Annotated in this window: 18 protein-coding genes; 9 read left to right on the top strand and 9 right to left on the bottom strand. The window is 60.9% G+C overall.

What is annotated here, in order from left to right; translation table 11 throughout:
* The first annotated feature begins 5 nt into the window (after window positions 1-5).
* Genes J2Y86_RS14505 through J2Y86_RS14485 form a run of 5 tightly spaced genes read left to right on the top strand, consistent with a single transcriptional unit; the run spans window position 6 to window position 9,355 of the window.
* Entirely contained in the window at window positions 6-1,718 is a 1,713-nt protein-coding gene (locus J2Y86_RS14505) for a DUF2138 domain-containing protein (RefSeq protein WP_253432561.1), read from the top strand.
* Window positions 1,703-2,353: a DUF1175 domain-containing protein gene (locus J2Y86_RS14500; protein WP_437180663.1), complete on the top strand. Its 651-nt coding sequence runs from the start codon at window positions 1,703-1,705 to the stop codon at window positions 2,351-2,353. The genes J2Y86_RS14505 and J2Y86_RS14500 overlap by 16 nt, the downstream gene beginning before the upstream one ends.
* A complete protein-coding gene (locus J2Y86_RS14495; protein WP_253432558.1) occupies window positions 2,350-6,915 on the top strand; it encodes an alpha-2-macroglobulin family protein in 4,566 nt (1,521 codons plus the stop codon). The genes J2Y86_RS14500 and J2Y86_RS14495 overlap by 4 nt, the downstream gene beginning before the upstream one ends.
* Before the next feature lies 1 nt (window position 6,916).
* Window positions 6,917-8,536 (top strand): DUF2300 domain-containing protein, encoded by a 1,620-nt coding sequence (locus tag J2Y86_RS14490; protein ID WP_253432555.1) that lies wholly within the window; start codon window positions 6,917-6,919, stop codon window positions 8,534-8,536.
* A 3-nt stretch (window positions 8,537-8,539) separates the two neighbouring features.
* Complete coding sequence (locus J2Y86_RS14485; protein ID WP_253432552.1) at window positions 8,540-9,355, top strand: YfaP family protein; 816 nt, start codon at window positions 8,540-8,542, stop codon at window positions 9,353-9,355.
* A gap of 434 nt (window positions 9,356-9,789) precedes the next feature.
* On the opposite strand, the gene J2Y86_RS14480 is transcribed toward J2Y86_RS14485, so the two are convergent.
* From J2Y86_RS14480 to exaC, 9 genes are all read right to left on the bottom strand, one after another.
* Window positions 9,790-10,542, bottom strand: a complete 753-nt coding sequence (locus tag J2Y86_RS14480; RefSeq protein ID WP_253432549.1) for a S24 family peptidase — start codon at window positions 10,540-10,542, stop codon at window positions 9,790-9,792.
* A 225-nt stretch (window positions 10,543-10,767) separates the two neighbouring features.
* Window positions 10,768-11,295, bottom strand: coding sequence for an inorganic diphosphatase (ppa, locus tag J2Y86_RS14475; RefSeq protein WP_003205933.1), 528 nt, complete (start codon window positions 11,293-11,295; stop codon window positions 10,768-10,770).
* 272 nt (window positions 11,296-11,567) lie between these two features.
* Entirely contained in the window at window positions 11,568-12,380 is an 813-nt protein-coding gene (locus J2Y86_RS14470) for a zinc-dependent peptidase (RefSeq protein WP_253432546.1), read from the bottom strand.
* Window positions 12,381-12,383: 3 nt separating this feature from the next.
* Window positions 12,384-13,040, bottom strand: coding sequence for a DedA family protein (locus J2Y86_RS14465; RefSeq protein ID WP_253432543.1), 657 nt, complete (start codon window positions 13,038-13,040; stop codon window positions 12,384-12,386).
* A 293-nt stretch (window positions 13,041-13,333) separates the two neighbouring features.
* A complete protein-coding gene (locus tag J2Y86_RS14460) occupies window positions 13,334-13,795 on the bottom strand; it encodes a GNAT family N-acetyltransferase (RefSeq protein WP_008035780.1) in 462 nt (153 codons plus the stop codon).
* Window positions 13,796-13,915: 120 nt separating this feature from the next.
* The gene (gene eutC / locus J2Y86_RS14455; protein ID WP_253432540.1) at window positions 13,916-14,740 is read right to left on the bottom strand and encodes an ethanolamine ammonia-lyase subunit EutC; all 825 of its coding nucleotides are present in this window, start codon (window positions 14,738-14,740) and stop codon (window positions 13,916-13,918) included.
* Between the two features lie 8 nt (window positions 14,741-14,748).
* Window positions 14,749-16,143: an ethanolamine ammonia-lyase subunit EutB gene (locus J2Y86_RS14450; protein WP_253432537.1), complete on the bottom strand. Its 1,395-nt coding sequence runs from the start codon at window positions 16,141-16,143 to the stop codon at window positions 14,749-14,751.
* 198 nt (window positions 16,144-16,341) lie between these two features.
* Window positions 16,342-17,712 carry an ethanolamine permease gene (eat, locus tag J2Y86_RS14445; protein ID WP_253432533.1) on the bottom strand — a complete coding sequence of 457 codons (1,371 nt, stop codon included), beginning with the start codon at window positions 17,710-17,712 and terminating at the stop codon, window positions 16,342-16,344.
* A gap of 219 nt (window positions 17,713-17,931) precedes the next feature.
* The gene (gene exaC / locus J2Y86_RS14440; RefSeq protein WP_017341015.1) at window positions 17,932-19,452 is read right to left on the bottom strand and encodes an acetaldehyde dehydrogenase ExaC; all 1,521 of its coding nucleotides are present in this window, start codon (window positions 19,450-19,452) and stop codon (window positions 17,932-17,934) included.
* Window positions 19,453-19,902: 450 nt separating this feature from the next.
* On the opposite strand from exaC, the gene J2Y86_RS14435 reads away from it, so the two are divergent.
* From J2Y86_RS14435 to J2Y86_RS14420, 4 genes are all read left to right on the top strand, one after another.
* Entirely contained in the window at window positions 19,903-21,816 is a 1,914-nt protein-coding gene (locus tag J2Y86_RS14435; RefSeq protein ID WP_253432530.1) for a sigma-54-dependent Fis family transcriptional regulator, read from the top strand.
* Window positions 21,817-22,001: 185 nt separating this feature from the next.
* Window positions 22,002-23,351 (top strand): UDP-N-acetylmuramate:L-alanyl-gamma-D-glutamyl-meso-diaminopimelate ligase, encoded by a 1,350-nt coding sequence (mpl, locus tag J2Y86_RS14430; protein ID WP_253432527.1) that lies wholly within the window; start codon window positions 22,002-22,004, stop codon window positions 23,349-23,351.
* Window positions 23,348-23,980 (top strand): flavin prenyltransferase UbiX, encoded by a 633-nt coding sequence (gene ubiX, locus J2Y86_RS14425; protein ID WP_253432522.1) that lies wholly within the window; start codon window positions 23,348-23,350, stop codon window positions 23,978-23,980. Before mpl ends, ubiX begins: the two co-directional genes overlap by 4 nt.
* Window positions 23,973-24,257 carry a YceK/YidQ family lipoprotein gene (locus J2Y86_RS14420; protein ID WP_253432518.1) on the top strand — a complete coding sequence of 95 codons (285 nt, stop codon included), beginning with the start codon at window positions 23,973-23,975 and terminating at the stop codon, window positions 24,255-24,257. The genes ubiX and J2Y86_RS14420 overlap by 8 nt, the downstream gene beginning before the upstream one ends.
* The last annotated feature ends 19 nt before the right edge of the window (window positions 24,258-24,276 follow it).

Genomic DNA, 24,276 nt, shown 5'->3' with positions numbered 1-24,276 from the left:
TGAAAATGAGCGAAAAGATTGTTTCCCCGGCCGCCGATGCACCCGCAGCCAAACCTTCCCGGCGTTGGCCAGTGCTGCTGGGCGGGCTGATCCTGGTGGCTGGCGTGGCAGCCGGACTTGGCTGGTTCATGCACAAACCCAAGGCGCCGCCCGCAGAATTGGCCAGCGACAAACTGGGCATGAGCCGGCCGGACGGTCTGCTCGAAACCCACTCCCTGAGCCAGTTGCCCAAGGACTTGCTGGCGGTGCCGTTCCTCAAGGAAACCCTCACCGAAGATTTCGTCTTCTATTACGAAGCCCATGCCGATCGCCTCGGCTTGATCGGCAGTCTGCGCCGGATCATTTACGAACATGACCTGAAATTGCAGGACAGCCTGATCGAACAGCTTTTCGATCAACCGGCGGATGTGGCGCTGTGGCGCGGGGCGGATGGTCGCCTGAAAGACTTTTTGTTGGTGATGGATCGCGGTGGTCTGGCCAAGGTGCTGGAGCCGCTGGCGAAAGTGGCGCTGGATGATTCGCAGCTGACCCAGCTCAGTGAAATCAAGGTCGCCGGCGATGTGGTGCCGCTTTACCAACTCACCTACAACCACAGCAAAGCGCTGCTGTTTGCCTCCCATGGCGACAAACTGGTGGTGCTGTCCAACCCGGCCAAGTTGTATGAGACCGGCCACGGCCCGGTCGACGAACCCGGCATGGTGTCGATTGAATCACTGGAAGCATTGCTCGGCGGGCAGAAACTGTTCCCCGAAGCCTTCGGCCTGCCACCCCGCGCGCCGGAAGTGAAACAACGCCTGTCGGTCAATGCCAGCGTTCTGGCCATGGGTTACCAGCGCTTCATCCCGAACTTCGCCGGCCTGCGCTTCGACATGGACGATAAAGGCTGGCACAGCTTCCTCGCCATGGACGAACTGGAAAACCAGCCGGACTTCGATTTCAAACCGATCTGGCAAGCCATGCCGATGGGCGCCAGCGCTTGCGTGGCGCTGCCGCTGGCCGCCGAACAACAGAAACCGCTGCTGGTGAAACTCGGCGCCGAAGAAACCGTGGCCCAGGCCCTGACTGAACACATGGCCGGTGCCGCCGGCCTCTGCTGGTACGCCGATTCGCGGCTGTACACGCCGCTGCTGGTGGCCAGTCTGAACGATGATGACAGCGCCAAACTCGATGGCGACCTCGGGAGTCTGTTCAGCTCCATGGTCGGCGCCTACGAAGGCAACGTCGAAGAGCACGCGTTCCCGGTGGTGGAAAAACAGGAAGGTGAGCACCACCAGTGGCAGCGTCAGGTCAGCTCCAACTTCGGCCCTTACAAAGCCAAGGATGCCGAGAACCCGGACGCGATCACCGGCAAGGCGTTCATGAAAGTCAGCCTGGCGCGCCACGGTTCGACGCTGCTGTTTTCCCTCGACGACAAGCTCGTGGACAAAGCCCTCGGCACCCTCGACAAACGCTTCCCGCCGATGGCCGACGTGGTACCGAAAGACCTGCTGATGCCGGTCTACTTCGGCCCGGATTCCATGGCGCAACTGATGCAACAGGAAACCCTCGACAGCCTGCCGCAGGACATGGAACCGGTGTTCTACAACGCCGCGCAAACCTACCTGATCCCGAAACTGCGCAAGCTCGGCGGCTATGGCAAATACGCGCTGACCTTGCCCGAGGGCAGCGAGCCGGACGGCCACTGGCAATGGCTGCCGCTGGAATGGAAAGCCCTGTGACCGCACTTATCCGAGGCCTCGGCCTGCTGGCGATGTTGCTGGGCAGTCGCGCATTTGCCAGTGACGCCGCGCCGCTCGACCCGCAGCAATCCCAGGTGTTTCGCGCCTGGTTCGTGCGCATCGCCCAGGAACAACTGACCCAAGGCCCGAGCCCGCGCTGGTATCAGCAGGACTGCGCCGGGCTGGTCCGTTTTGCCGCCAACGAAGCGCTGAAAGTCCACGACGACAAATGGCTGCGCAGCAATGGCCTGTCCAACCGCTACCTGCCGCCGGAGCTGCAACTGAGCGAGGCGCAACGCGGCCTCGCCCAGCAATGGCAACAGGGCGGCGGCAAGGTCGGGCCGTACGTCAACGCGATCAAACTGATTCAGTTCAACAGCCATCTGGTTGGCCGCGACGTGGCGCAAGCGCGACCCGGCGACCTGATGTTTTTCGATCAGGGCGACGATCAGCACCTGATGATCTGGATGGGCCGCTACATCGCCTATCACACCGGCACCACCACCCCCACTGACAACGGCATGCGATCCGCGAGCCTGCAGCAACTCATGACATGGAAGGACACCCGATGGATACCCGACGCAGCCAACCCCAACTTCATCGGCGTCTATCGACTGAACTTTCTCTCCCAATGACCGGTGTCCGCATGCTGCGCTTTCTGTCTCTACTGTTGGTGTTGGTACTGCCTTTTTCGGCGGTGAATGCCGAAGACACCGTCGAGCCGAGCGGCTATACGCCGGTGGCCGGTGAAAGCTTTTTCCTGCTGGCCGACAGCAGTTTCGCCAGCGACGAGCAGGCGATGGTTCGCCTCGAAGCGCCGGGCCGCGACTATCGCCGTTTCCGCATGGAGCCTTACGGCGGCGCCGACATTCGCGTGTACCGCATCGACAAACCGCTGGATTTCCTCAAGCGCCAGAAGAACCTGCACCGCGTGGTCAGCGACGGCCAGTTCAAGGGCGAAGGCCTGTCGAACACCCTCGCGTACCTGTGGGACAACTGGTACCGCAAATCCCGCCGGGTAATGCAGCGGGCGTTTTCCTACGAATCGCGCAAACAAGTCACCGAGGAAGTGCCGGAACTGAAGATGGGCACTGCGATTGCTGCGCCGACGCCTTACGACGCCCAGCCGCAATTCGCGCTGATTCCGGGCTTGCCGGTGGTCAGCCAGTTCCGTTATCCGCTGTGGCAAGCCAAACCGATCCAGCCGCCAGAAGGCGTGAATCTGGCCGGTTCTTCCAGCGAGTTCGTCACTGTCGCGCCGGGTAACGTCTACATCCCGTTGGGCAATCTGAAGCCGGGCCTGTATCTGGTGGAAGCGCTGATTGGCAAGTACCGCGCGACCACCATGGTGTTCGTCTCCAACACCGTGGCCGTGAGCAAGATTGCCGGTGATGAACTGTTGGTCTGGGCCGCACGCAAACACGAAGGCAGTTTGGTGCCGAAAGTGAACGTGCTGTGGACCGATGGCCTCGGCGTGATGAGCAGCGGCGCCACCGACGCCGATGGTTTATTGCGTCTGAAACACGTCAGCCCGGAACGTTCGTTCGTGATCGGCGAGGACGAAGAGGGCGGGGTGTTTGTCTCCGAGAACTTCTATTACGACAGCGAAATCTACGACACCAAACTCTACGCGTTCACTGATCGTCCGCTGTATCGGCCGGGGGATTGGGTGTCGCTGAAAATCGTCGGTCGCGAGTTCAAGAACGCGCGCGACTCGGTGCTGCCAACCGCTGCCGACGTCAACGTGACGGTGCTCGATGCCACGGGCACGGCGCTGCAATCACTGGCGCTGAAGCTGGATTCCAAGGCCGGCACCCAGGGCCGTTTCCAGTTGCCGGACAACGCTGTGGCCGGTGGTTATGAACTGCGTTTCAGCTACAAGGATCAGGCCTACAGCAGCGCCTTCCGCGTGGCTGAATACATCAAGCCGCACTTCGAAATCTCGTTGAATCTGGCCAAGCAGGATTACCGCACCGGCGAACCGGTCAAAGGCAGCCTGGTGCTGCTGTACCCGGACGGCAAGCCCGTTGCGAATGCCAAGTTGACCCTGAGCCTGCGCGCCCAGCAACTGTCGATGGTCGATAACGAACTGCAATACCTCGGGCAATTCCCGGTGGAGCTGACCAGTACCGAACTGACCACCGATTCCAAAGGCAACGCGACCCTTGACCTGCCAGCCGCCGAAAAACCGAGCCGTTACATGCTCACGGTTTTCGCCAGCGATGGCGCGGCGTACCGGGTCAGGACCACCAAGGAAATCCTCATCGACCGGGGTGCCGCGAGTTTCAGTCTGCGGGCGCCGCAGCGCTTCAGTGCGGTGGGCGACAAGGTTGTTTTCAGCTACACCAACGAAGGTGGCAGCGAGCAGAGCAAAGCGGTCACGCCGAGCGGCTACAGCTGGGTGCGTCTGGAAGATCAAAGCACCGGCGAAGGCAAACTCGCCGCGTCCGATAAAGGCTTCACGCTGGCGTTCGAGCGTCCCGGCACTTACAACCTGACCTTGAAGGATGAGCATGGTCGCGTGGTCGGTGCGACCGGTCATTCGGTCACCGGTGACGGCGTCAAAGCCGTGCCCGGCACCGTGGAAATCGTCCTCGATAAACCCGAGTACAAGGCCGGCGACGAAGCCCTCGCGTTGATCACTTTCCCTGAACCCGTCAGCGACGCGCTGCTGTCGCTGGAGCGCGACAAAGTCGAGGCCACGGCGCTGCTGTCCAAGGGCGGCGACTGGCTGAAGATGGAAAAACTCAGCGACACCCAATACCGCGCACGCATCCCGGTGAAGGACAATTTCGCGCCGAACCTGACGTTCTCGGTTCTGTACACCAAGGGCGGTCAATACAGCTTCCAGAATGCCGGGATCAAGGTGATTGCACCGCAGATCGACGTAGCCATCACCACCGATAAAGAGGCGTATCAACCGGGTGATACCGTGTCTGTTGACCTCACCACCCAGTTCGCCGGCAAGCCGATTCCAGCGCACCTGACGGTCAGCGTGGTCGACGAAATGGTCTACGCCCTGCAACCGGAAGTCGCGCCGACCATCGACCAGTTCTTCTACCACCCGCGCCGCAACAACGTGCGCACCAGCGCCAGTCTGTCGTTCATCAGCTACGACGTCGCGTTGCCGGGCAGCCCTGGCGCACCGGGCAAAGCCAACCGTAGCGAGCGCGGCGTGAAAGTGCTGGAGCGGCCGCGTCGCGAAGACGTCGACACCGCTGCATGGCAGCCGGAATTGATCACCGATGCCAACGGCAAAACCCGCTTCACCTTCAAGATGCCGGACTCGCTGACCCGCTGGCGCATCACCGCGCGAGCCATCGCCGATGACGGTCAAGTCGGGCAGAAGAAGCAATTCGTGCGCTCGGAAAAACCGCTGTACCTGAAGTGGAGCGGCCCGAGCAAATTCCGCACGGGGGACAAACCGGATCTCGGTGTGTTCGCCTTCAGTCAGGCGGAAAAACCGGTCAAGGCTGAGCTGGTGATTCATTTCGCCGGCGCCGAACAGCGGGTGCCGGTGACGCTGAACAACGGCATCAACTACATCGCGCTGCCGGCGTTTGCACTGGCCACCGGCGAGTGGACCGCCGAGCTGGTGCAGGACGGCAAAACCGCTGACGCGCTGGCCGTGCGCCTGACCGCGACCGGCGAAGGCTGGCAGGTTACACAGAGCCAAAGTCTGGACGTGGCCAGCGGCGATACACCGCTGACCCTGCCGGCGGACGCAACGGACATTCGCCTGCGTCTGGACGACAGTCCGCAAGCGCTGTTCCGCTCGGCGCTCGATGATTTGCTGAGCTATCCGTACGGCGGCGTCGAGCAGACGGCCAGTCGTTTGCTGCCGTTGAGCATTGCGTACCCGACCTTGTCGTCGAATCCGCAGATCCGCGATCGCTTGCGTCTGATCATGCAAAACAGCCGTCTGCGCCTGGTGCAAATGGCCGGGCCTTCGGCGAGCTTCACCTGGTGGGGCATGGACGGTGAGCCGGACGCGTTCCTCACCGCGTACGCCTACTACGCCGACTGGCACGCCAGCAAAGCGCTGGAGCTGAGCCTGCCGCCGGAGCATTGGCAGCGGGTGCTGGAGGTCTATTCGAAGCAGGCGCAAAACACGCCACTGCTGCAACGGGCGTTGATCCTGTCGTTCGCCAAACAGATGCAATTGCCGGTGAACACCTTGCTCAGCGGTTTGATGGATGACCTGGCGAAAGCGGGCGAGGGCAACGCGGCGAATCTGATGGAGGATGGCGAGGACAGCCTCGTCATGAGCGATCCGGATTCGGCGTTGGGTCTGGCAGCAGCGCGTGCGTTGACGGCATCGCTGGCTCGTCAGTCCAAGGTGACCTTGCCCGACGCTTTCAATCGTCAATTGCCCGATGCGCAACAGCGTCTGGCGGTCAGTTCCCAGCCGTTTGCCGAAGCCTTGAACCTGTCGCTGCAAGCCTTCGATCAGGCTCATGCGCAAGCCTTGTTGCAACGTCTGTTGCCACAGCAATCGACCCTGGAACGCGCGTTGGCGCTGACCTGGCTGCAACGCAGCATCGAGCAGGCTTCGCCTACCATCGCACTGGCACCGGGTGAAGGCTGGAAGAAAAACTACGGTGATACCGGTGAGATGTATTGGACGTGGCAGGGTGCTTCATCTGTGCCGGCGGTGTTGTCGCTGACCGGGACGCAAGAGCGCCCGTTGCGTGCAGCGTTAAGCTTCCAGACCCGCCAGCCGCCGGTTGATCCGATGGCTGTGACCATCACCCGTCGCCTGTCGCGTCTGGTGCCGGGTGACGAAGCCTTCACGTTCAAACTCGAAGCGGTCGGCACCAAGCCGCTGTCCAGTGACAGCCTGTATCTGGACGAAGTGATCATCACCAGCAAAGCCGCGAAACCGCTGCGTTACGGGATGATCGAAGTGCCGCTGCCGCCGGGCGCGGATGTCGAGCGCACCACGTGGGGCATCAAGTTGATGGGCAAGGCCGGCACTGAACCGACTGCGCTGGAGAAGGCACGCTTCGAACCGGGGCAGATGGCTTACGCGATTCCGGTGGATGCCTTGAGCGGTGAGTTGCGGCTGCGTCATCTGGTGCGCTTCTCGCAGAAGGGCCAGTTCAACCTGCCGCCGGTGCGTTTCACTCAGGTCTATGCACCGCAGCATCAGGCTCTGGAACAGAAACCGGCGCTGGGTCAGGTCACGGTCAACTGACATGACCCGACGTTTGGTCTGGTGGCTCCTGTGTTTGATCCCTGCGCTGGCGACAGCGCAGGACGAGCCGTTGCGACTGGGCTTCAAGGGTGAATTGCTGTCGTTGAGCCGGGCCCAGGTGATATCTCGCGAGCCGTTGCCCGACGCGTTACAGACGCCGTTGGGTAGTGTGTGGAAGTTGTTTGTCTACGGCTGGCTGGTGGATACCGGTGCTCGGGAAACGGCGTATGAATGTCGCGGGCAGTCGAAAGAAGAAGTGTATTGCTGCACTGCGGGCGGCAAGATTGAGCGTGATCAGGCGCTGGTGAAGTCCTGCGGGTTGTATTTTGAGCCGACGCGGTTGGGCATTGCTGGCGCTGATTGGCGCACGTATTGGCAGGCACGACAGGCGCCGGAGTGGTTGCTGGACTTGCCTTCATTGCAGCCATCCACGCGGGTTTCGGTGGCGGAGTTGCTTAAGGTGCTGGCCGTGATGCCGGCGCAGCATCAGGCACGACGGGTGTTGCTGGACGTGGTGCTGAATGCGGCCGACGGCAATGTCGTCGGCGAACTCGGTAGCCGGTTGCGGGTGAAAACCTGGAGCTGGTTGGGGGATCAGGATCCGTCGTCGCGGCAGGGTGGGTTTGCCGGATGGACCGTGGATGGCACGCCGATCTGGGCCGGTGGGCGGGGGACCAGTCAGATGGTGCTGCGCAATTACGGACAGGCGTTGGCGTCGGTGTTGCCGGTGGATTGGCCAGCGGAGCCGGGTCGTTGTGTCGAGGTGGGGCTGTTTTCGCGCTATCCGATCGAGCGCGTTTTAGCGGGGGATCGTGTTGTTTCTTCCGGGCCTCTGCAGGGCGACTATCGCGTTGAGTTCGCCAATGGCAATCAACTGGATATCCACAGCGACGGCGAGCTGTTTTTGGTGAAGGACAAGCTGGTCGCCCGTCTGGACCGCGAAGAGTACGTCGCCCGGGTCCTGCAGCGCGAAGCCAAACCCGAACCCGCCGAAGCCGCCAAAGCCCTGGCCGTCGCCATCCGCACCTATCTGCTGCAAAATGCCACCCGCAACGGCGATTGCCTGAACATCGAGGACAGCAGCAGCCGTCAACGCGTCGCACCGCGCCCGGCCACCTTGGAATCACGCCACATCGCCGCGTGGACCAGCGACCTCGTTCTCGCCGGCAGCGCCGTCACCTACCACTCCGACCAACCCGGCCCGGACAAACTCTCCTGGCAACAAGCCGTCGAGCAAGCCAACGGCGGCCAACGCTACGACGCCATCCTGCTGCACGCATACCCGCGCGCCAGCCTCAGCCGCTGGGACAACCCCATCGCCTCCTGCGAAGTGCTGCCCGCCGCGCAAGACTGGCTGCAAACCCAACGCCGCGGCTGGCGCCAACGGCTTGAAAGCGAAACCGGCTACAACGAAGTCAGCACGTTCGCCGTCTGCCGCCTCGCCTTCGGCCGCCCGTACGTCGACCGCGAGCGTCAGCGCATTTATGTGCGCGGCGTGCTGTCGCTGCAAGACCGCCTCGACCTGACCCACGAATACCTGCACCTGGCTTTTGAAGCTCATCCCAACGGCCAGGATGAAACCTACATCGAAGGGCTCGCCCGCCACCTCTTGCTGGAATAGGCCATGAAACTCCGTTATCCACAGGTCCTCCTGTTCCTTTGTTCTGTTTGCATGTTGCCGACGGTTTCCGCGGCTGAAAGCACCGCCAAACTCGACACCCCCGTCGGCGGCTGGCGCACTGGTGCGGTCGAGGGCGAAGGCGAAAACTTCCGCCAGACCGTCAACTACCCGGCCTCCTCGGTGAATACCCCGGCAGGACAGGCCAACACCGCACGCATCACCGGCCAGATCAAAGCCACGCCCAAGTCCACTGAACCGGGCCGACTGATCGTCAACGGCGTCAGCATGCCGCTGAAGATCGACCCCGCTGGCCGCTTCGATCGACCGTTCTCGTTCCCCAATGGCAGCAACAGCGTCGAAGTCCGCAGCCCCGATGGCCAACAGCGTCATCGCACACAGTTTCTCAACGCCAGTGGCGGCGCGACCCCGGCTAAGTTGCGGGTGTTGCTGGCCTGGGACAGCGACGGTACGGATCTGGATCTGCACCTGATCACGCCTGATGGCGCGCATATTTGGTACGGCGATCGGGTTGTGCCGAATGGTGCGGCGCTGGATGTGGACGTGACGACGGGGTATGGGCCGGAAATCTTCGCCATGCCGGCGCCGATCAAAGGGCAGTATTTGGTGTATGTGAATTACTTTGGCGGTGGGTATCGCAGTGATGAGGACGGGCAAGAGGATGCGGTTCAACCGCTGACGACGGCGCAGGTGACGGTGATTACGGAGGAGGGGACGCCGGATGAGAAGATGGAGACTTTTCTGGTGCCGATGCGGGCGGTGGGGGAGTTGACGTTGGTTAAGGGGTTTAGTTATCCGTGAGGGGGCTCGGCAGTACGAGACACTAAATTGGGCAGTAGGCTGCTGCCCGATTGCATAAAGGGCAAAAACGCAGACATTAAAAAGCCGGCTTGTGGCCGGCTTCTCGGGGACTGGCTTGGTTCATTTTTGGTAAACCGCGCCAGCCTTCAAAACGTACACCCGGATCTTGCGTCCGGCTGTGGGACTCGGCGAGAAAATCATCTGCCTTGTCGGTGCGATCAGAGCCGCGGGGCGGGGTGATGCGCAAATGTGGGGCGCAGCATACTGATTTTTTTGGGGAATTCCCAGCTTGGTGTGCGGGGTAGAGCTGTCAGTTGCCCTGGATTGGGTAGCTGATCCGTGATTTGAGGTGATTGTTCCGCCGCCTTCGCGGGCAAGCCCGCTCCCACAGGGGTTGTGGGACACCTGCAGAAATAGGCGTGTCGATAAACAAGCTACAAAAACGGTACCGGCGGTCTGCGTTTGTTCAGGGTCGACCACCAGAACACCCATCCCAGCACCCTGATGTTTTGTTCTTCGATTTGCGGAGGTCTGAAGACCTCGTCCGGGTATTCGGCGCTGTTGTGGCTGCGCATGCGAATCGCGTTGCCTGGCACTCGGCTCAGGTACTTGATGCGCAACATGCCGTCGTGTTCGATGGCGTAGATCTCTCCGTCGACAATTTGCGTGAGTCCCCGATCAATGGCGACGATGGAGCCGTCTTCGATTTTTTCGGCCATGCTGTTGCCGACCATCCGGGCGCAGATGGCGTCGGCGTGATTGATTTCCAGGGAGTCGAGATCGCTGCGAGGCAGGCGGATCGATTCGCTGGGGTCTTTGATGACGTGGGTTTTGTCAGAGCCGGGCGTGATGGCCGTTTCTTTGTAGAAGGGGAGTTCGATATCGACTGGTTCGATGACCCGGTAGGTGCCTCGGATCGACTGGGCGTCGAAGGCGTTGCCGGAGTCGTCGATCAGACGTAATTCCCTGGCGTCTTTCGGCCCTTCGCCGGTTTTCAACCATTCGCTGTTCACGGAGAGTCTTCTGGCGACATCCTCCATGCGGTAGTCGGGCACTCCTCGGGAATACCAGTTGTGGACAGTTTGAGGGTCGTTAATGCCCAGGAATTCGGCAAATCTCGTGGTCGTGATTTGGACCTCTTCCAGGAGCGCTCTGAATCGTGGGCCGCAGGTTTTGTTCTTTTTCATAAACACGAGTCTAGCCGCGCGGCATAAGGCTTTGATTCAACAAACCGTTCAAATTTGGCGTGAATTTTAAGTCTTGATGTAAGACGTCTTTGGTAAGAATTAAACAAGAAAAACCGCTGTGCCCGCCAGTTAAACGTGCTGTTTAAGCTGATTCAAGCACGCACAAAAAACCCCGGATCAACCGGGGTTTTTTCAAGTCGTCAGTGGCGCAAGGCCAGTGGCGTCTCAGCCTTTATAGGCTGCAACCGACTTGGTGATCGCTTCGCGGGCGGCGTCTGCACCGGCCCAGCCTTCGATCTTCACCCATTTGCCTTTTTCGAGATCTTTGTAGTTCGCGAAGAAGTGCTCGATCTGCTGAATCAGCAGCGGTGGCAGGTCGGTGTATTCCTTCACGTCGACGTACAGCTGGGACAGCTTGTCGTGTGGGACTGCGATGACTTTGGCATCGCCGCCGCCGTCGTCGGTCATGTTCAGGATGCCGACCGGACGGGCGCGGATGACGGAGCCTGGAGCAACCGGGTAAGGGGTCACGACCAGCACGTCGAGGGGATCACCGTCGTCAGCCAGGGTGTTCGGAATGTAACCGTAGTTGGCCGGGTAGAACATCGGGGTGGCCATGAAACGGTCAACGAACAGGCAATCGCTGTCTTTGTCGATTTCGTATTTGATCGGCGCGTGGTTGGCCGGAATCTCGATCGCGACGTAGATGTCGTTCGGCAGGTCTTTGCCAGCCGGAATCTTGCTGTAGCTCATTGGGCGGTGCCCCCGTTAGTTGACCAAAAACACTTGGCCGGATTGACCAAAAAGTGGCGGCGATTATAGGCATATTCCGCCACCGTTGCTATGGACCAGAGGTCGTGTAGACCCGAGTGTCCAACCCCACAGATACTGCTGCTTTTGACGGCGTCCGTTACGGTCATGCTGCGTTGCCGCTCCTCGCCATAGCCAGCTATGACTCGTCGCGGCACCTTGCCTGACCATAACGACCACTCGTCAAAACGCGGCGGTATCTGTGGGGCCGGACACTAGTCGCGTGCCTGATAGACCGGGTCTTCGGCCAGAAGTTGCCGCAACCGGGCGAGCGGGTCCTGGCGGTAGAACAGCTTCAGCTGTTCATACACCTGAGGATACGCCTCGTGCAGCAAATCCGGGGCGCTGAAGAAGTATTCGCTGGTGACCGCGAAGAACTCGGCGGGGTTTTCCGCCGCATACGGGTCGATGGCGGTTTCGGCGTCAGGGTTGCGCTCCAGTTGCCGATCGAGGTCGTCGTAGGCCTCTTGCATGACCCTGGCCCAGTCGCTGACGCGCATGTCGGCGTGCAGCGGCGGCAGGCCATTGGCGTCGCCATTGAGCATGTCGAGTTTGTGCGCGAGTTCGTGGATCACCAGGTTGTAGCCTTCCCAGCCGCCGCTGGCCATCACGCCTGGCCAGGCGAGGATGATCGGGCCTTGCTGCCAGGCTTCGCCGCTGTGTTCGCCGTCCCACTCGTGCTCTACGCCACTGGCATCACGATGGCGCTGGGGGCTGAGAAAGTCGTCGGGATAGAGGACGATTTCGTGGAAGCCCTGATACCAGTTCAGGTCGCCCAGGTTCAGCAAGGGCAATTGCGCTTGGGCGGCGAGTAGCAAGCGCTGCTCCTGATGGAGTTCGACGCCGGGTAGGGCGGTCAGGTGTTTGTCTTCGAGAAACAGCACGCTGGCTTCGCGCAGCCACTGGTCTTCAGCGGCGCTGATGCCATCGAGAAAACTCAGGTGATGGCGCACCCGGTGCCACATTTCGTCGGCAATCGGGTGTCTGGCCAGGATGCGCCGGCGACGCCAGGCGCTGAGCGACCACATCGCTCAGCGGGGTTCGGCTTTGGACGCGCGGCTGCCGAAGCGGCTGCGGACCACGCCAATGATCATTGGCACCAGCGACAGCAGGATGATGGCAACCACCAGCAGCGACAGGTTTTGCTTGATGAACGGAACGTTGCCGAAGAAGTAACCGAGGGTCACCAGGCCGCCGACCCAAAGGATGGTGCCGAGGACGCTGAAGGCAAAGAAGCGCGGATACGGCATTTTTGCAACGCCGGCGACGAACGGTGCAAAGGTGCGGATGATCGGCAGGAAACGCGCCAGGGTCACGGTTTTGCCACCGTGCTTGTCGTAGAAGTCGTGGGTTTGTTGCAGGTAGTCGCGACGGAAGATTTTCGAGTTCGGGTTGCTGAACAGACGTTCGCCCGCCGTTCTTCCGATGATGTAGTTGGTGCTGTCGCCGAGAATTGCCGCGAGCATCAGCAAGCCGCCCAGCAGCACCGGGTCCATGCCGCCACCCGCCGCCACGGCACCCGCGATAAACAGCAAGGAATCACCCGGCAGGAAGGGCATCACCACCAGGCCGGTTTCGCAGAAGATCACCAGAAACAGAATGGCGTAGATCCATGGCCCGTAGTTGTTCACCAGCAAGTCGAGGTAAACATCGAGATGCAGGATAAGGTCGAGCGGGTTGAAATCCATGGGGGCACCTGTGGTGACGGCCCGACTCGGCAGGCCTGTGCGGAAGACTTCGCGTAAGGCTACAGAAGGGTGTAGTTTTTCTTACAAGCCGGAAAGGTCGGCATTATACGGGCTGGAAAGTGAAAAGCGCGTCGAGTTTGTAGCGGGGGATGTCGTGCAAGACCGGCGGCGCGGTCTGCTTTTTTTTGTAGGAGCGAAGCTTGCTCGCGAAAGCGGTCGGACATTCGGCGGAGATGTTGAATGACACACCGCTTTCGCGAGCAAGCTTCGCTCCTACAAGAGTTCAGCGTTGATTACAGCTCGTCGCTGATCGGCAACACGTAGTTCTTGAACTCGGTGTCTTCCTTGAACCCGATGGATTCGTAGGTTTTCTGCGCGATTTCGTTGTCGCTGCTGGTGGAGACGCGCATGCGCACGGCATTGGTTTCCTTGGCCATTTTTTTCGCGGTGCGCATCAGGTTGTCAGCGACCAACTGGCGGCGGGCGTCTTCAGCGACATAGATGTCATTGAGGATCCACACGCGTTTGAGCGAAAGCGACGAAAAGCTCGGGTAGAGCTGACAGAAACCCATCAGCTTCTTGTCGTCGTCATCGGCCAAGGCCAGGTAGATCACCGATTCCTTGCGGCGCAGGCGTTTCTCGAGGAACGCCCGGGACGAGTCCGGATACGGCAGGGAACCATAAAACTCGCGATATTTGACGAACAACGGGGTCAGCAGGTCCAGGTGTTCGAGGGTCGCTTGAATAATCCGCATCGATAGGTCTCGTCTTCAAGTGGCTGTCTTCACGTGCTCTGACGGCGAACGGTTCTTCACTCGGGCAGCCGTGTTTCGATCCTGCCTGAAATTGAATCAGAAACGCAATGCGGAAACGGTTCAGGCCTTCGGCGAATTCAGTAGGAAATTACCTTTCATGTCCGCTCCTGCGTCCGACTCCAGCGTCTGAAGCTGCGCTTCGTCCTTCAGGTTCACCCCCGACAGCTGCCGCCGACAGGCTTCACGCATCAGGTAGAGCAAGCGATGTGCCGCCATGCCATAACTCAAGCCTTCCAGTCGCACATTGGAGATGCAGTTGCGGTAAGCATCCGTCAGGCCGACCTTTGGATTGTAGGTGAAATATAACCCCAGGCTGTCTGGCGAGCTGAGCCCAGGGCGTTCGCCGATCAGGATTACCACCATTTTTGCGCCCAGCAGCTCACCGATTTCGTCGCTCACCGCGACCCGGCCTTGCTCTACCAGAATCACCGGGGAAACCGTCCAGCCATCGATTTCGATCTGCTCTCGCATGCGCTCAAGGAAGGGCACCGTGTGACGGTGCACAGCCAGTGCCGACAAACCATCGGCCACGACAATCACCAGATCAACGCCGCCGGGATGGGCGGAAGCATGGTTGCGTAAGATTTGCGCCGACTCATCGCTCAATTTCCGCCCCAAGTCAGGACGCTGCAAATAACTGTCCCTGTTTGTGGCGGCGCTGTGCAGGAGCACACTTTCATAACCGCACTCGGCCAACTGCGCGGTGAGCCCGGCATGGTCGAATGGCAAGTGCACCGCGTCCCGGGCCTGGGCGTGGGCGTACTGGAAATCCAACTGCGCGCTGGTGGGCATGCTGGTGCCGGTGCGGCCGAGGGCAATCCGCGCCGGGGTCAGGCGGCGCAGTGCCAGCAATGGATTTTCTGCATCAACAGGCGGTTTATCCATTTCGACACTCATCCCAGTTGCCCCATCGCCTGGCGGAACGCCGGCGGCAGGCTGTCACCGAAGTGAATCTTGCCGTCGGCCTGGGTGAAGATGCCCATTCTGGCCAGCCACTGTTCGAACTCCGGTGCTGGTTTCAAGCCCAGGGTTTGCCGGGCATAGAGCGCGTCGTGGAACGAGGTGGTCTGGTAATTGAGCATGATGTCGTCGGATCCGGGAATGCCCATGATGAAGTTGATCCCGGCCACGCCCAGCAAGGTCAGCAAGGTGTCCATGTCGTCCTGATCGGCTTCGGCGTGATTGGTGTAACAGATGTCGCAGCCCATCGGTACACCGAGCAATTTGCCGCAGAAATGGTCTTCAAGGCCGGCACGGATAATCTGTTTACCGTTGTAGAGGTACTCCGGGCCGATGAATCCTACAACCGTGTTCACCAGGAACGGCTTGAAATGTCGCGCCACGGCGTAGGCACGGGTTTCGCAGGTCTGTTGATCGAGGCCATGGTGAGCGTTGGCCGACAGCGCGCTGCCCTGGCCGGTCTCGAAATACATCAGGTTTTGCCCCAGCGTGCCGCGATTCAGGCTCAAACCGGCGTCGTAACCTTCCTGCAAAACGTTCAGGTTGATGCCGAAGCTGGCGTTGGCCGCTTCGGTGCCGGCGATCGACTGGAACACCAGGTCCAGCGGAACACCGCGATTGATCGCTTCGATGGACGTGGTGACGTGGGTTAATACGCAGGCCTGTGTAGGAATTTCGTAGCGCTGGATGATCGCGTCGAGCATTTCCAGCATCGCGCAAATCGAGGCAATGCTGTCGGTAGCCGGATTGATGCCGATCATCGCGTCGCCGTTGCCGTACAGCAGCCCGTCGAGAATGCTCGCGGCGATGCCCGCCGGTTCGTCGGTGGGATGGTTGGGTTGCAAGCGTGTGGATAAGCGTCCGCGCAAGCCCATGGTGCCGCGGAATTGCGTGACCACGCGGATTTTCTGCGCGACCAGCACCAGGTCCTGCACGCGCATGATTTTCGACACGGCCGCGGCCATTTCCGGTGTCAGGCCGGGGGCGAGGGCGCGCAGGCTCTGTTCGTCGGCAGCGTCACTGAGCAGCCAGTCGCGGAATCCGCCGACCGTCAGATGGCTGACCACGGCGAAGGCTTGTTGGTCGTGGGTGTCGATGATCAGTCGGGTGACTTCATCGGCCTCATAGGGAATCAGCACTTCCTGTAGGAAATGGGTCAGCGGGATGTCAGCCAAGGCCATTTGTGCGGCCACACGCTCGCCATCGTTGAGGGCGGCGACGCCGGCCAGGAAATCCCCGGAGCGCGCCGGGCTGGCCTTGGCCATGACCTCTGCGAGGCTGGCGAAGCGGTAGGTCTGGGCGCCGACGGAATGGGCGAATGTGGCCACGGTGTCCTCCTGATTCTATAAATGTCTCCAATACACCGCCAAACCCTTGTGGGAGCGGGCTTGCTCGCGAATGCGGTTTGACATGCAGCAGATATGTTGACGGACACTCCGCTTTCTCGAGCAAGCCCGCTCCCACATTTGATCTGCGTGCACTTCAATAAAGCAGGCGCCGGGGAGTTAGCCCGGCGCCGGTGCAACTCAGACGCCTTCGAGCATCGCATCCGCCGGCGCATCGGAGCGCTGCTTGGCGGTCAGTTGGAAATACAAATAACCGGCCGCCATGAACCCGAGGAACACGCAGCCGATCAGCGGGTTGAACCACGCCATCGCCACCAGGCACACCACCGCCAGGAACAGCGCAATGCCCGGGACGATCGGATAGCCCGGCGCGCGGAAGGTGCGTTCCAGGTTCGGCTCGGTTTTACGCAGTTTGAACAGGCTCAGCATACTGATGATGTACATCACGATGGCGCCGAATACCGACATGGTGATCATTGCAGCCGTCAGGGTCATGCCCTGCAGGTTGACCAGGCCGTCGCTGTAGATCGCCGCGATGCCGATCACGCCGCCGGCCAGGATTGCCCGGTGCGGAGTCTGGAAGCGCGAGAGTTTGGCCAGGCCGCGAGGCAGGTAACCGGCACGGGCCAGGGCGAAGAACTGGCGCGAGTAGCCGAGAATGATCCCGTGGAAACTCGCCACCAGCCCGAAGAGGCCGATCCAGACCAGCATGTGCATCCAGGTCGAATTGTTGCCGACCACGGCTTTCATCGCCTGAGGCAGCGGGTCGTTGATGTTCGACAGTTGGCGCCAGTCACCCACGCCGCCCGCCATCACCATCACGCCGATCGCCAGGAACACCAAGGTCAGAATGCCGCTGACGTAAGCCCTGGGAATCGTGCGTTTCGGGTCCTTGGCTTCTTCGGCCGCCATCGCCGCGCCTTCAATCGCCAGGAAAAACCAGATCGCAAACGGGATCGCCGCAAAGATGCCAGGGATCGAGCCTATGGTGAACTCATTGGCGCCCGACCAGCCGTTAAGCGCGAAATTACTGAAACTGAAGCCCGGCGCAACGACGCCCATGAACACCAGCAATTCGGCGACCGCCAGCACGGTGACCACCAGTTCAAACGTCGCGGCGATGCTGACGCCGAGGATATTCAAACCCATGAACACGAAATAGGCGCCAACGGCGGCGATCTTGGGATCAAGTTCCGGGTATTGCACATTGAGGTAGGCGCCGATGGCCATGGCAATCGCCGGGGGCGCAAAGACGAATTCGATCAGGGTGGCAATGCCGGCGATCAATCCGCCTTTCTCGCCAAAGGCGCGGCGGCTGTAGGCAAACGGCCCGCCCGCGTGGGGAATCGCGGTAGTCAATTCGGTGAAACTGAAGATGAAACAGGTGTACATCGTCGCCACCATCAGCGCGGTGACGAGGAAACCCAGGGTGCCTGCGGTGCCCCAGCCGTAACTCCAGCCGAAGTATTCGCCGGAAATCACCAGGCCGACGGCAATGCCCCATAAATGCAGGGTGCCGAGTGTGGGTTTGAGCTGTGTGGAAGAAGTCATAAGTCCTCGCTGTCTTTTTTATTGTTTGATCTGTTGGACTTTCGGGAACTGCATTTTCCTGTAGAGCGGGCACGCAAAGCCCATGCCAGAGCGGCAGGGCGGTGATTTGATGTTTTGGTTACGGACGCCTTCGCGGGCAAGCCTCGGTCCTACAGGTTCTACACAATCCTGTAGGAGCGAAGCTTGCTCGCGATGGCCGTTACGCGGTATCGCGTTGAGTTAGAAGAACCCCAACGGATTGATGTCGTAGCTCACCAGCAGGTTTTTGGTCTGCTGATAATGATCGAGCATCATTTTGTGGGTTTCACGACCGACGCCGGACTTTTTGTAACCGCCGAACGCGGCATGCGCCGGGTACAGGTGGTAGCAGTTGGTCCACACGCGACCGGCCTTGATGGCGCGGCCCATGCGATAGGCGCGGTTGATGTCGCGGGTCCAGAGGCCGGCGCCCAGGCCGAACTCTGTGTCGTTGGCGATGGCCAGGGCTTCGGCTTCGTCCTTGAACGTAGTGATGCTCACCACCGGGCCAAAGATTTCTTCCTGGAACACGCGCATTTTGTTGGTGCCCTTGAGCAGGGTCGGCTGGATGTAATACCCGGTCGCCAGGCTGCCCTCGAGTTTTTCGATCTTGCCGCCAGTCAGCAGTTCGGCGCCTTCGCCCTTGGCGATTTCCAGGTACGAGAGGATTTTGTCGAATTGCTGCTCGGACGCCTGGGCGCCGACCATGGTGTCGGTGTCCAGCGGGTCGCCACGTTTGATTTGCAGGACCTTGTTCATGACCACTTTCATGAACTCGTCGTAGATCGACTCTTGCACCAGGGCGCGAGACGGGCAGGTGCAGACTTCGCCCTGGTTGAAGAACGCCAGCACCAGGCCTTCGGCGGCTTTTTCGATGAAGGACGGTTCGGCCTTCATGATGTCTTCGAAGAAGATGTTCGGCGACTTGCCACCCAGCTCCACGGTGGACGGAATGATGTTTTCGGCGGCGCATTTCATGATGTGCGAGCCGACCGGGGTCGAGCCGGTGAAGGCGATCTTGGCAATGCGCTTGCTAGTAGCCAGGGCTTCGCCGGCTTCTTTGCCGAAGCCTTGCACCACGTTCAGCACGCCCGGCGGCAGCAGGTCGCCGATCAGTTCCATCAGCACGGTAATGCCCAGCGGCGTTTGTTCGGCAGGCTTGAGCACCACGCAGTTACCAGCCGCCAGGGCCGGGGCGAGCTTCCACGCGGCCATCAGGATCGGGAAGTTCCACGGAATGATCTGCCCGACCACGCCCAGTGGCTCATGGATGTGATAGGCCACGGTGTTGCCGTCAATCTCGGCGGCGCTGCCTTCCTGCGCGCGGATGCAACCGGCGAAGTAGCGGAAGTGGTCGGCGGCCAGCGGGATGTCGGCGTTGAGGGTTTCACGCACGGCTTTGCCGTTGTCCCAGGATTCGGTGATTGCCAGCAATTCGAGGTTTTGCTCGATGCGGTCGGCGATTTTCAGCAACACCAGCGAACGCGCCTGGGCGGACGTAGCGCCCCAGGCATCGGCGGCGGCGTGGGCAGCGTCCAGGGCCTTGTCGATATCTTCGGCCGTGGAGCGCGGGAATTCGGCAATCGGTTGGCCATTCACTGGCGAGGTATTGGTGAAGTACTGACCTTTGACAGGCGCGACGAACTCGCCGCCGATGTAGTTACCGTATTTGCTCTTGAACGAAACGATAGCGCCTTCAGTACCGGGGTGAGCGTAACGCATGGTGATTTCTCCTTGGCTTTTTGTGCTTATAAGGGAGAGCGCATGTGCGCTTGCTATAAGCGTAGAGCAAAGGTCGGGCCACTGCCCTGCAGGTCAGGCAAATCAAGGCCTTGCGCGATTTTTGTCGGACGGGCGGGCAGCGTCTGTGACGCTTTCGGTACGGTGCCAGTGACACTTTGTACCGCTTGTGGCACAACGTGTGACCGGGCGGTCTTGCCAGCATTGCAATGGGCCGATGGCTGGAGGATGCTCGGTGCATCTGAAATGACGTCTGCAAATGTGGCGAGGGGATTTATCCCCGTTCGGCTGCGAAGCATTCGTAAAAACGGTGTATCTGCGAAACCGAGTTGATGGTGTGTGGGGCTGCTTCGCAACCCAACGGGGATAAATCCCCTCGCCACAGGGCCGTTGCTACATTAAGTGGCTAACCTTCGGGGAGAATAATAAGAAATGCACGACAACCATTTGAGTCGCCATGCCCAGCAAGTGCTGACCGTGACGCAGGGAAAATCCCACCTGCACGGTCCCGGCAGCGATCCGTCCATCGCCCGTTCCTGGCTGCGCTGTCTTGAGGACTATCACCTCGACCCGGCCCTGACCATGGCACCGACGGTGCTCGAGCATGGCCGCGTCCTTGAAAGCCGCGAACGCTTGCAGCAAGTGCTGCACATCGCCGGCAACGAAATGAGCAGCCTGCATCAGCAACTCTCCGGCGCCGGTCATGCGGTGTTGCTGACCGATGCGCGCGGGGTGATCCTCAACTGTGTCACCGCCCCCGCCGAGCGGAAGATTTTCGAACGCGCCGGCCTCTGGCTCGGTGCCGACTGGAGCGAAGCCTGTGAAGGCACCAATGGTATCGGCACCTGCCTGGTGGAGCGCCAGTCGCTGACCATTCACCAGGACGAACACTTTCGCGGCCGTCACACCGGCCTGACCTGCTCGGCGAGTCCGGTGTTCGATCCCCATGGCGAACTGCTGGCGGTGCTCGACGTGTCCTCGGCGCGTCACGAGGTCTCGCGGCAAAGCCAGTTCCACACCATGGCGCTGGTCAATCTGTCGGCGAAGATGATCGAGAGCTGCTATTTCCTGCGTTACTTCGACAATCAGTGGTTGCTGCGTTTTCACCTGCAGGCCGAATCCGTCGGGCTGTTCAGCGAAGGGTTGCTGGCGTTTGACGGGGAAGGACGGATCTGCGCGGTCAACCAGAGTGCGCTCAACCTGCTCGGGCATGTTCGCGGCGGACTGCTGGGGAAACCGGTCGAGGCGTTTTTCGACTGCTCGCTGGATGAGTTGCTGGGCCGCGCCAGTGTGAGCGCCAGCGCCAGTTGGCCGTTGCGCACCCGTGACGGGCGACGTCTGTTTGCGCTGTTGCGTGGTCAGCCGCGCAGCATTCCGGTACCCGTGACGCCAGGTCCGGCCATTGCCGAACCGTCGCGGTTGTCGGGCATTTGTCTGGGCGACGTGGGGTTGCAGGAAGATTTTCGCAAGTCTTTGCGAGTCTTCGAGCGGGACGTGCCGCTGCTGATCAACGGCGAAACCGGCTCCGGGAAGGAGGCCTTCGCCAAAGCGGTGCATCAAGCCAGTCAGCGCGCGGAAAAGGCCTTCGTCGCGCTCAATTGCGCGGCGATCCCCGAAAGCCTGATCGAGAGTGAGCTGTTCGGCTATCGCGGCGGCAGCTTCACCGGTGCGCGCAAGGAGGGCATGCGTGGCAAGTTGCAGCAGGCCGATGGCGGGACGTTGTTCCTCGATGAAATCGGCGACATGCCCCTGGCATTGCAAACCCGGCTATTAAGGGTGCTGGAGGATCGGCAAGTGGTGCCGATTGGCGGTGAACCGGAGTCGGTCAACGTACGAATCATCAGCGCCACTCACCGTAATTTGCTGGAGCGGGTGCAGGACGGCAGCTTCCGCGAGGATTTGTACTACCGGCTCAACGGGCTGGAGATCGCACTGCCGGCGTTGCGCGAGCGCAGTGACAAATCCCAGTTGCTCGATTTTCTGCTGGCGGAAGAGGCGGGCGGGGAGACGGTGCTGATTGATGAGCCGGCACGCCAGGCGTTGCTGGGTTTCGCGTGGCCCGGGAATGTGCGGCAGTTGCGCAATGTGCTGCGTACGCTGGCGGCGTTGTGTGACGGCGGGCGGATCGGGCTGGAGGATTTGCCGGCGATCATTCGTCAGACGCGACCGATGCCGGTGGTTGCCGTGGCACAGCCTTGCGAACATCCCCTCGATGATGCCGAGCGGCTGGCATTGCTGAATGCGCTGGAGCAAACCCGTTGGCATATGACCCATACCGCCGAGCAACTTGGCGTCAGTCGTAACACCCTTTATCGAAAACTGCGCAAGCACGGGATCGAACGGTAAACCGCGTCGCGACCCATCGCGGGCAAGCCCGCTCCCACAGGACTTATGTCGTTCACAACATTCAGGCATGGCGCAAGACCTGTGGGAGCGGGCTTGCCCGCGATTGGCGTCCGTGAGATCCGAAACACAAGGTGCGATTTCCGCCTCTCTAAGCTAACCTGCGGCCATGTTTTACGAGGTCGACTATGCACATTCACATTCTTGGTATCTGCGGCACTTTCATGGGTTCGATGGCGGTTCTGGCCAAAGAGCTGGGCCATCACGTGACCGGCTCCGATGCCAACGTCTATCCGCCGATGAGCACTCAGCTTGAGGCTCAGGGCATTCAGCTGACCCAGGGCTACGACCCGGCGCAACTCGATCCGGCCCCGGATCTGGTGGTTGTCGGCAATGCCATGTCCCGCGGTAACCCGGCTGTGGAATACGTGCTGAACAAAGGCTTGCCATACGTTTCCGGCCCGCAGTGGCTGGCCGATCACGTGCTGCAAGGTCGCTGGGTGCTGGCCGTCGCCGGCACGCACGGCAAAACCACCACCAGCAGCATGCTCGCCTGGGTGCTGGAGCACGCGGGCATGAGCCCCGGCTTCCTTATCGGCGGCGTGCCGCAGAATTTCTCGGTGTCGGCACGACTGGGCGGCACGCCGTTCTTCGTGATCGAAGCCGACGAATACGACAGTGCATTCTTCGACAAGCGCTCCAAGTTCGTTCACTACCGCCCGCGCACGGCGATCCTGAACAACCTGGAGTTCGATCACGCTGACATCTTCCCCGATCTGCCGGCTATCGAGCGGCAGTTCCACCACTTGGTGCGCACGATCCCGAGCGAAGGCCTGGTGATCCACCCGACCACCGAACCGGCCTTGCTGCGAGTTATCGAGATGGGCTGCTGGACCCCGGTGCAAACCACCGGCGCTGGCGGTCAGTGGCAGGTCAAGTTGCTGAGCGAAGACGGTTCGAAATTCGAAGTGATGTTCGAAGGCGTCGCTCAAGGCGTGGTCGAGTGGGACATGACCGGCCAACACAACGTTGCCAACGCCTTGGCCACCTTGGCGGCGGCGCGGCATGTCGGTGTCGTGCCGTCCATGGGCATCGCGGCGTTGAGTGCGTTCAAAAGCGTGAAGCGCCGGATGGAAAAAGTCGCGGAAGTGCGTGGCATCACCATCTACGACGACTTTGCTCACCACCCCACGGCGATTGCCACGACCCTCGACGGTCTGCGTAAACGCATCGGCGACGCGCCGTTGATCGCCATCATCGAGCCGCGCTCCAACTCCATGAAGCTCGGCGCTCACCGCGATGGTCTGCCGGAAAGCGTGGTCGATGCCGATCAGGTGATCTGGTACGCACCGGCCAACCTCGGTTGGGACCTGGGCGCTACCGCGGCGCTGTGCACGGTGCCGTCGATTGTCAGCGATTCCCTGGAAGGCATTATCGAGCGCGTGAAAAGCCAGGCTCAGCCCGGCACTCACGTGGTGATCATGAGCAACGGCGGCTTCGGCGGCCTGCACGGCAAACTCGCCGAGGCGCTTAAATGAACAACGGCCCGGAACGCATCACGCTGGCGATGACCGGCGCTTCGGGCGCCCAGTACGGTTTGCGCCTGCTGGACTGCCTGATCCGCGAAGACCGCGAGGTGCACTTCCTGATCTCCAAGGCTGCGCAGCTGGTGATGGCCACCGAGACGGACGTCACGTTGCCGCCGAAAACCCAGACGATGCAGGCTTTCCTCACCGAATACACCGGCGCTGCCGCCGGGCAGATTCGGGTGTACGGCAAGGAAGACTGGATGTCGCCGGTGGCCTCGGGCTCCGGCGCGCCGGCCGCGATGGTGGTGGTGCCATGTTCGACGGGCACGCTGTCGGCCATTGCGACGGGTGCCTGCAACAACCTGATCGAACGGGCTGCCGACGTCACGCTGAAGGAACGCCGTCAGCTGATTCTGGTGCCGCGCGAAGCGCCGTATTCGAGTATTCATCTGGAGCACATGCTCAAGTTGTCGAACATGGGCGTGACGATTTTGCCGGCGTCGCCGGGCTTCTATCATCAGCCGCAAACCATCGATGACCTGATCGACTTCGTCGTGGCGCGGATTCTCAACCTGCTGAACATTCCGCAAGACATGCTGCCGCGTTGGGGCGAACACCATCTGACCAGCGATGAATAAGCTGCTGACGATTGTGCTGGCGCTGCAACTGGCCGGCTGCGCCACGGCGCGTACGCTGGATGCTGCGAAACCGGGGGCACCGGTGGTGTATGCGGGGACGCGACTGGATTTGTATGCCATGAACGGCGGTTGCTGCGCCATGGATCGCTTTGGTGCGGAGGCGCCGAGCTATCCTGGCGTTGATCTGCCAGCCAGTGCTTTGCTCGATACGCTGTTGTTGCCGTTGTCGGTGCTGACGGTGATCGGCGTGAGTTTTCAGGCGACGGGCGGGTTGTAGCGTTTGGCGATAGATCGGC

Source organism: Pseudomonas migulae (assembly GCF_024169315.1).
Taxonomy (GTDB): domain Bacteria; phylum Pseudomonadota; class Gammaproteobacteria; order Pseudomonadales; family Pseudomonadaceae; genus Aquipseudomonas; species Aquipseudomonas migulae_B.
The sequence above is the reverse complement of the archived record's forward strand: the minus strand, read 5'-3'. Positions and strand labels throughout refer to the sequence as shown.

Bases quoted from the DNA above. Each gene is read 5' to 3' on its own strand.
- J2Y86_RS14505 (WP_253432561.1), top strand. From the start codon at position 6: ATGAGCGAAAAGATTGTTTCCCCGGCCGCCGATGCACCCGCAGCCAAA.
- J2Y86_RS14500 (WP_437180663.1), top strand. From the start codon at position 1,703: ATGGAAAGCCCTGTGACCGCACTTATCCGAGGCCTCGGCCTGCTGGCG.
- J2Y86_RS14495 (WP_253432558.1), top strand. From the start codon at position 2,350: ATGACCGGTGTCCGCATGCTGCGCTTTCTGTCTCTACTGTTGGTGTTG.
- J2Y86_RS14490 (WP_253432555.1), top strand. From the start codon at position 6,917: ATGACCCGACGTTTGGTCTGGTGGCTCCTGTGTTTGATCCCTGCGCTG.
- J2Y86_RS14485 (WP_253432552.1), top strand. From the start codon at position 8,540: ATGAAACTCCGTTATCCACAGGTCCTCCTGTTCCTTTGTTCTGTTTGC.
- J2Y86_RS14480 (WP_253432549.1), bottom strand. From the start codon at position 10,542: ATGAAAAAGAACAAAACCTGCGGCCCACGATTCAGAGCGCTCCTGGAA.
- ppa (WP_003205933.1), bottom strand. From the start codon at position 11,295: ATGAGCTACAGCAAGATTCCGGCTGGCAAAGACCTGCCGAACGACATC.
- J2Y86_RS14470 (WP_253432546.1), bottom strand. From the start codon at position 12,380: ATGTGGTCGCTCAGCGCCTGGCGTCGCCGGCGCATCCTGGCCAGACAC.
- J2Y86_RS14465 (WP_253432543.1), bottom strand. From the start codon at position 13,040: ATGGATTTCAACCCGCTCGACCTTATCCTGCATCTCGATGTTTACCTC.
- J2Y86_RS14460 (WP_008035780.1), bottom strand. From the start codon at position 13,795: ATGCGGATTATTCAAGCGACCCTCGAACACCTGGACCTGCTGACCCCG.
- eutC (WP_253432540.1), bottom strand. From the start codon at position 14,740: ATGGATAAACCGCCTGTTGATGCAGAAAATCCATTGCTGGCACTGCGC.
- eat (WP_253432533.1), bottom strand. From the start codon at position 17,712: ATGACTTCTTCCACACAGCTCAAACCCACACTCGGCACCCTGCATTTA.
- exaC (WP_017341015.1), bottom strand. From the start codon at position 19,452: ATGCGTTACGCTCACCCCGGTACTGAAGGCGCTATCGTTTCGTTCAAG.
- J2Y86_RS14435 (WP_253432530.1), top strand. From the start codon at position 19,903: ATGCACGACAACCATTTGAGTCGCCATGCCCAGCAAGTGCTGACCGTG.
- mpl (WP_253432527.1), top strand. From the start codon at position 22,002: ATGCACATTCACATTCTTGGTATCTGCGGCACTTTCATGGGTTCGATG.
- ubiX (WP_253432522.1), top strand. From the start codon at position 23,348: ATGAACAACGGCCCGGAACGCATCACGCTGGCGATGACCGGCGCTTCG.
- J2Y86_RS14420 (WP_253432518.1), top strand. From the start codon at position 23,973: ATGAATAAGCTGCTGACGATTGTGCTGGCGCTGCAACTGGCCGGCTGC.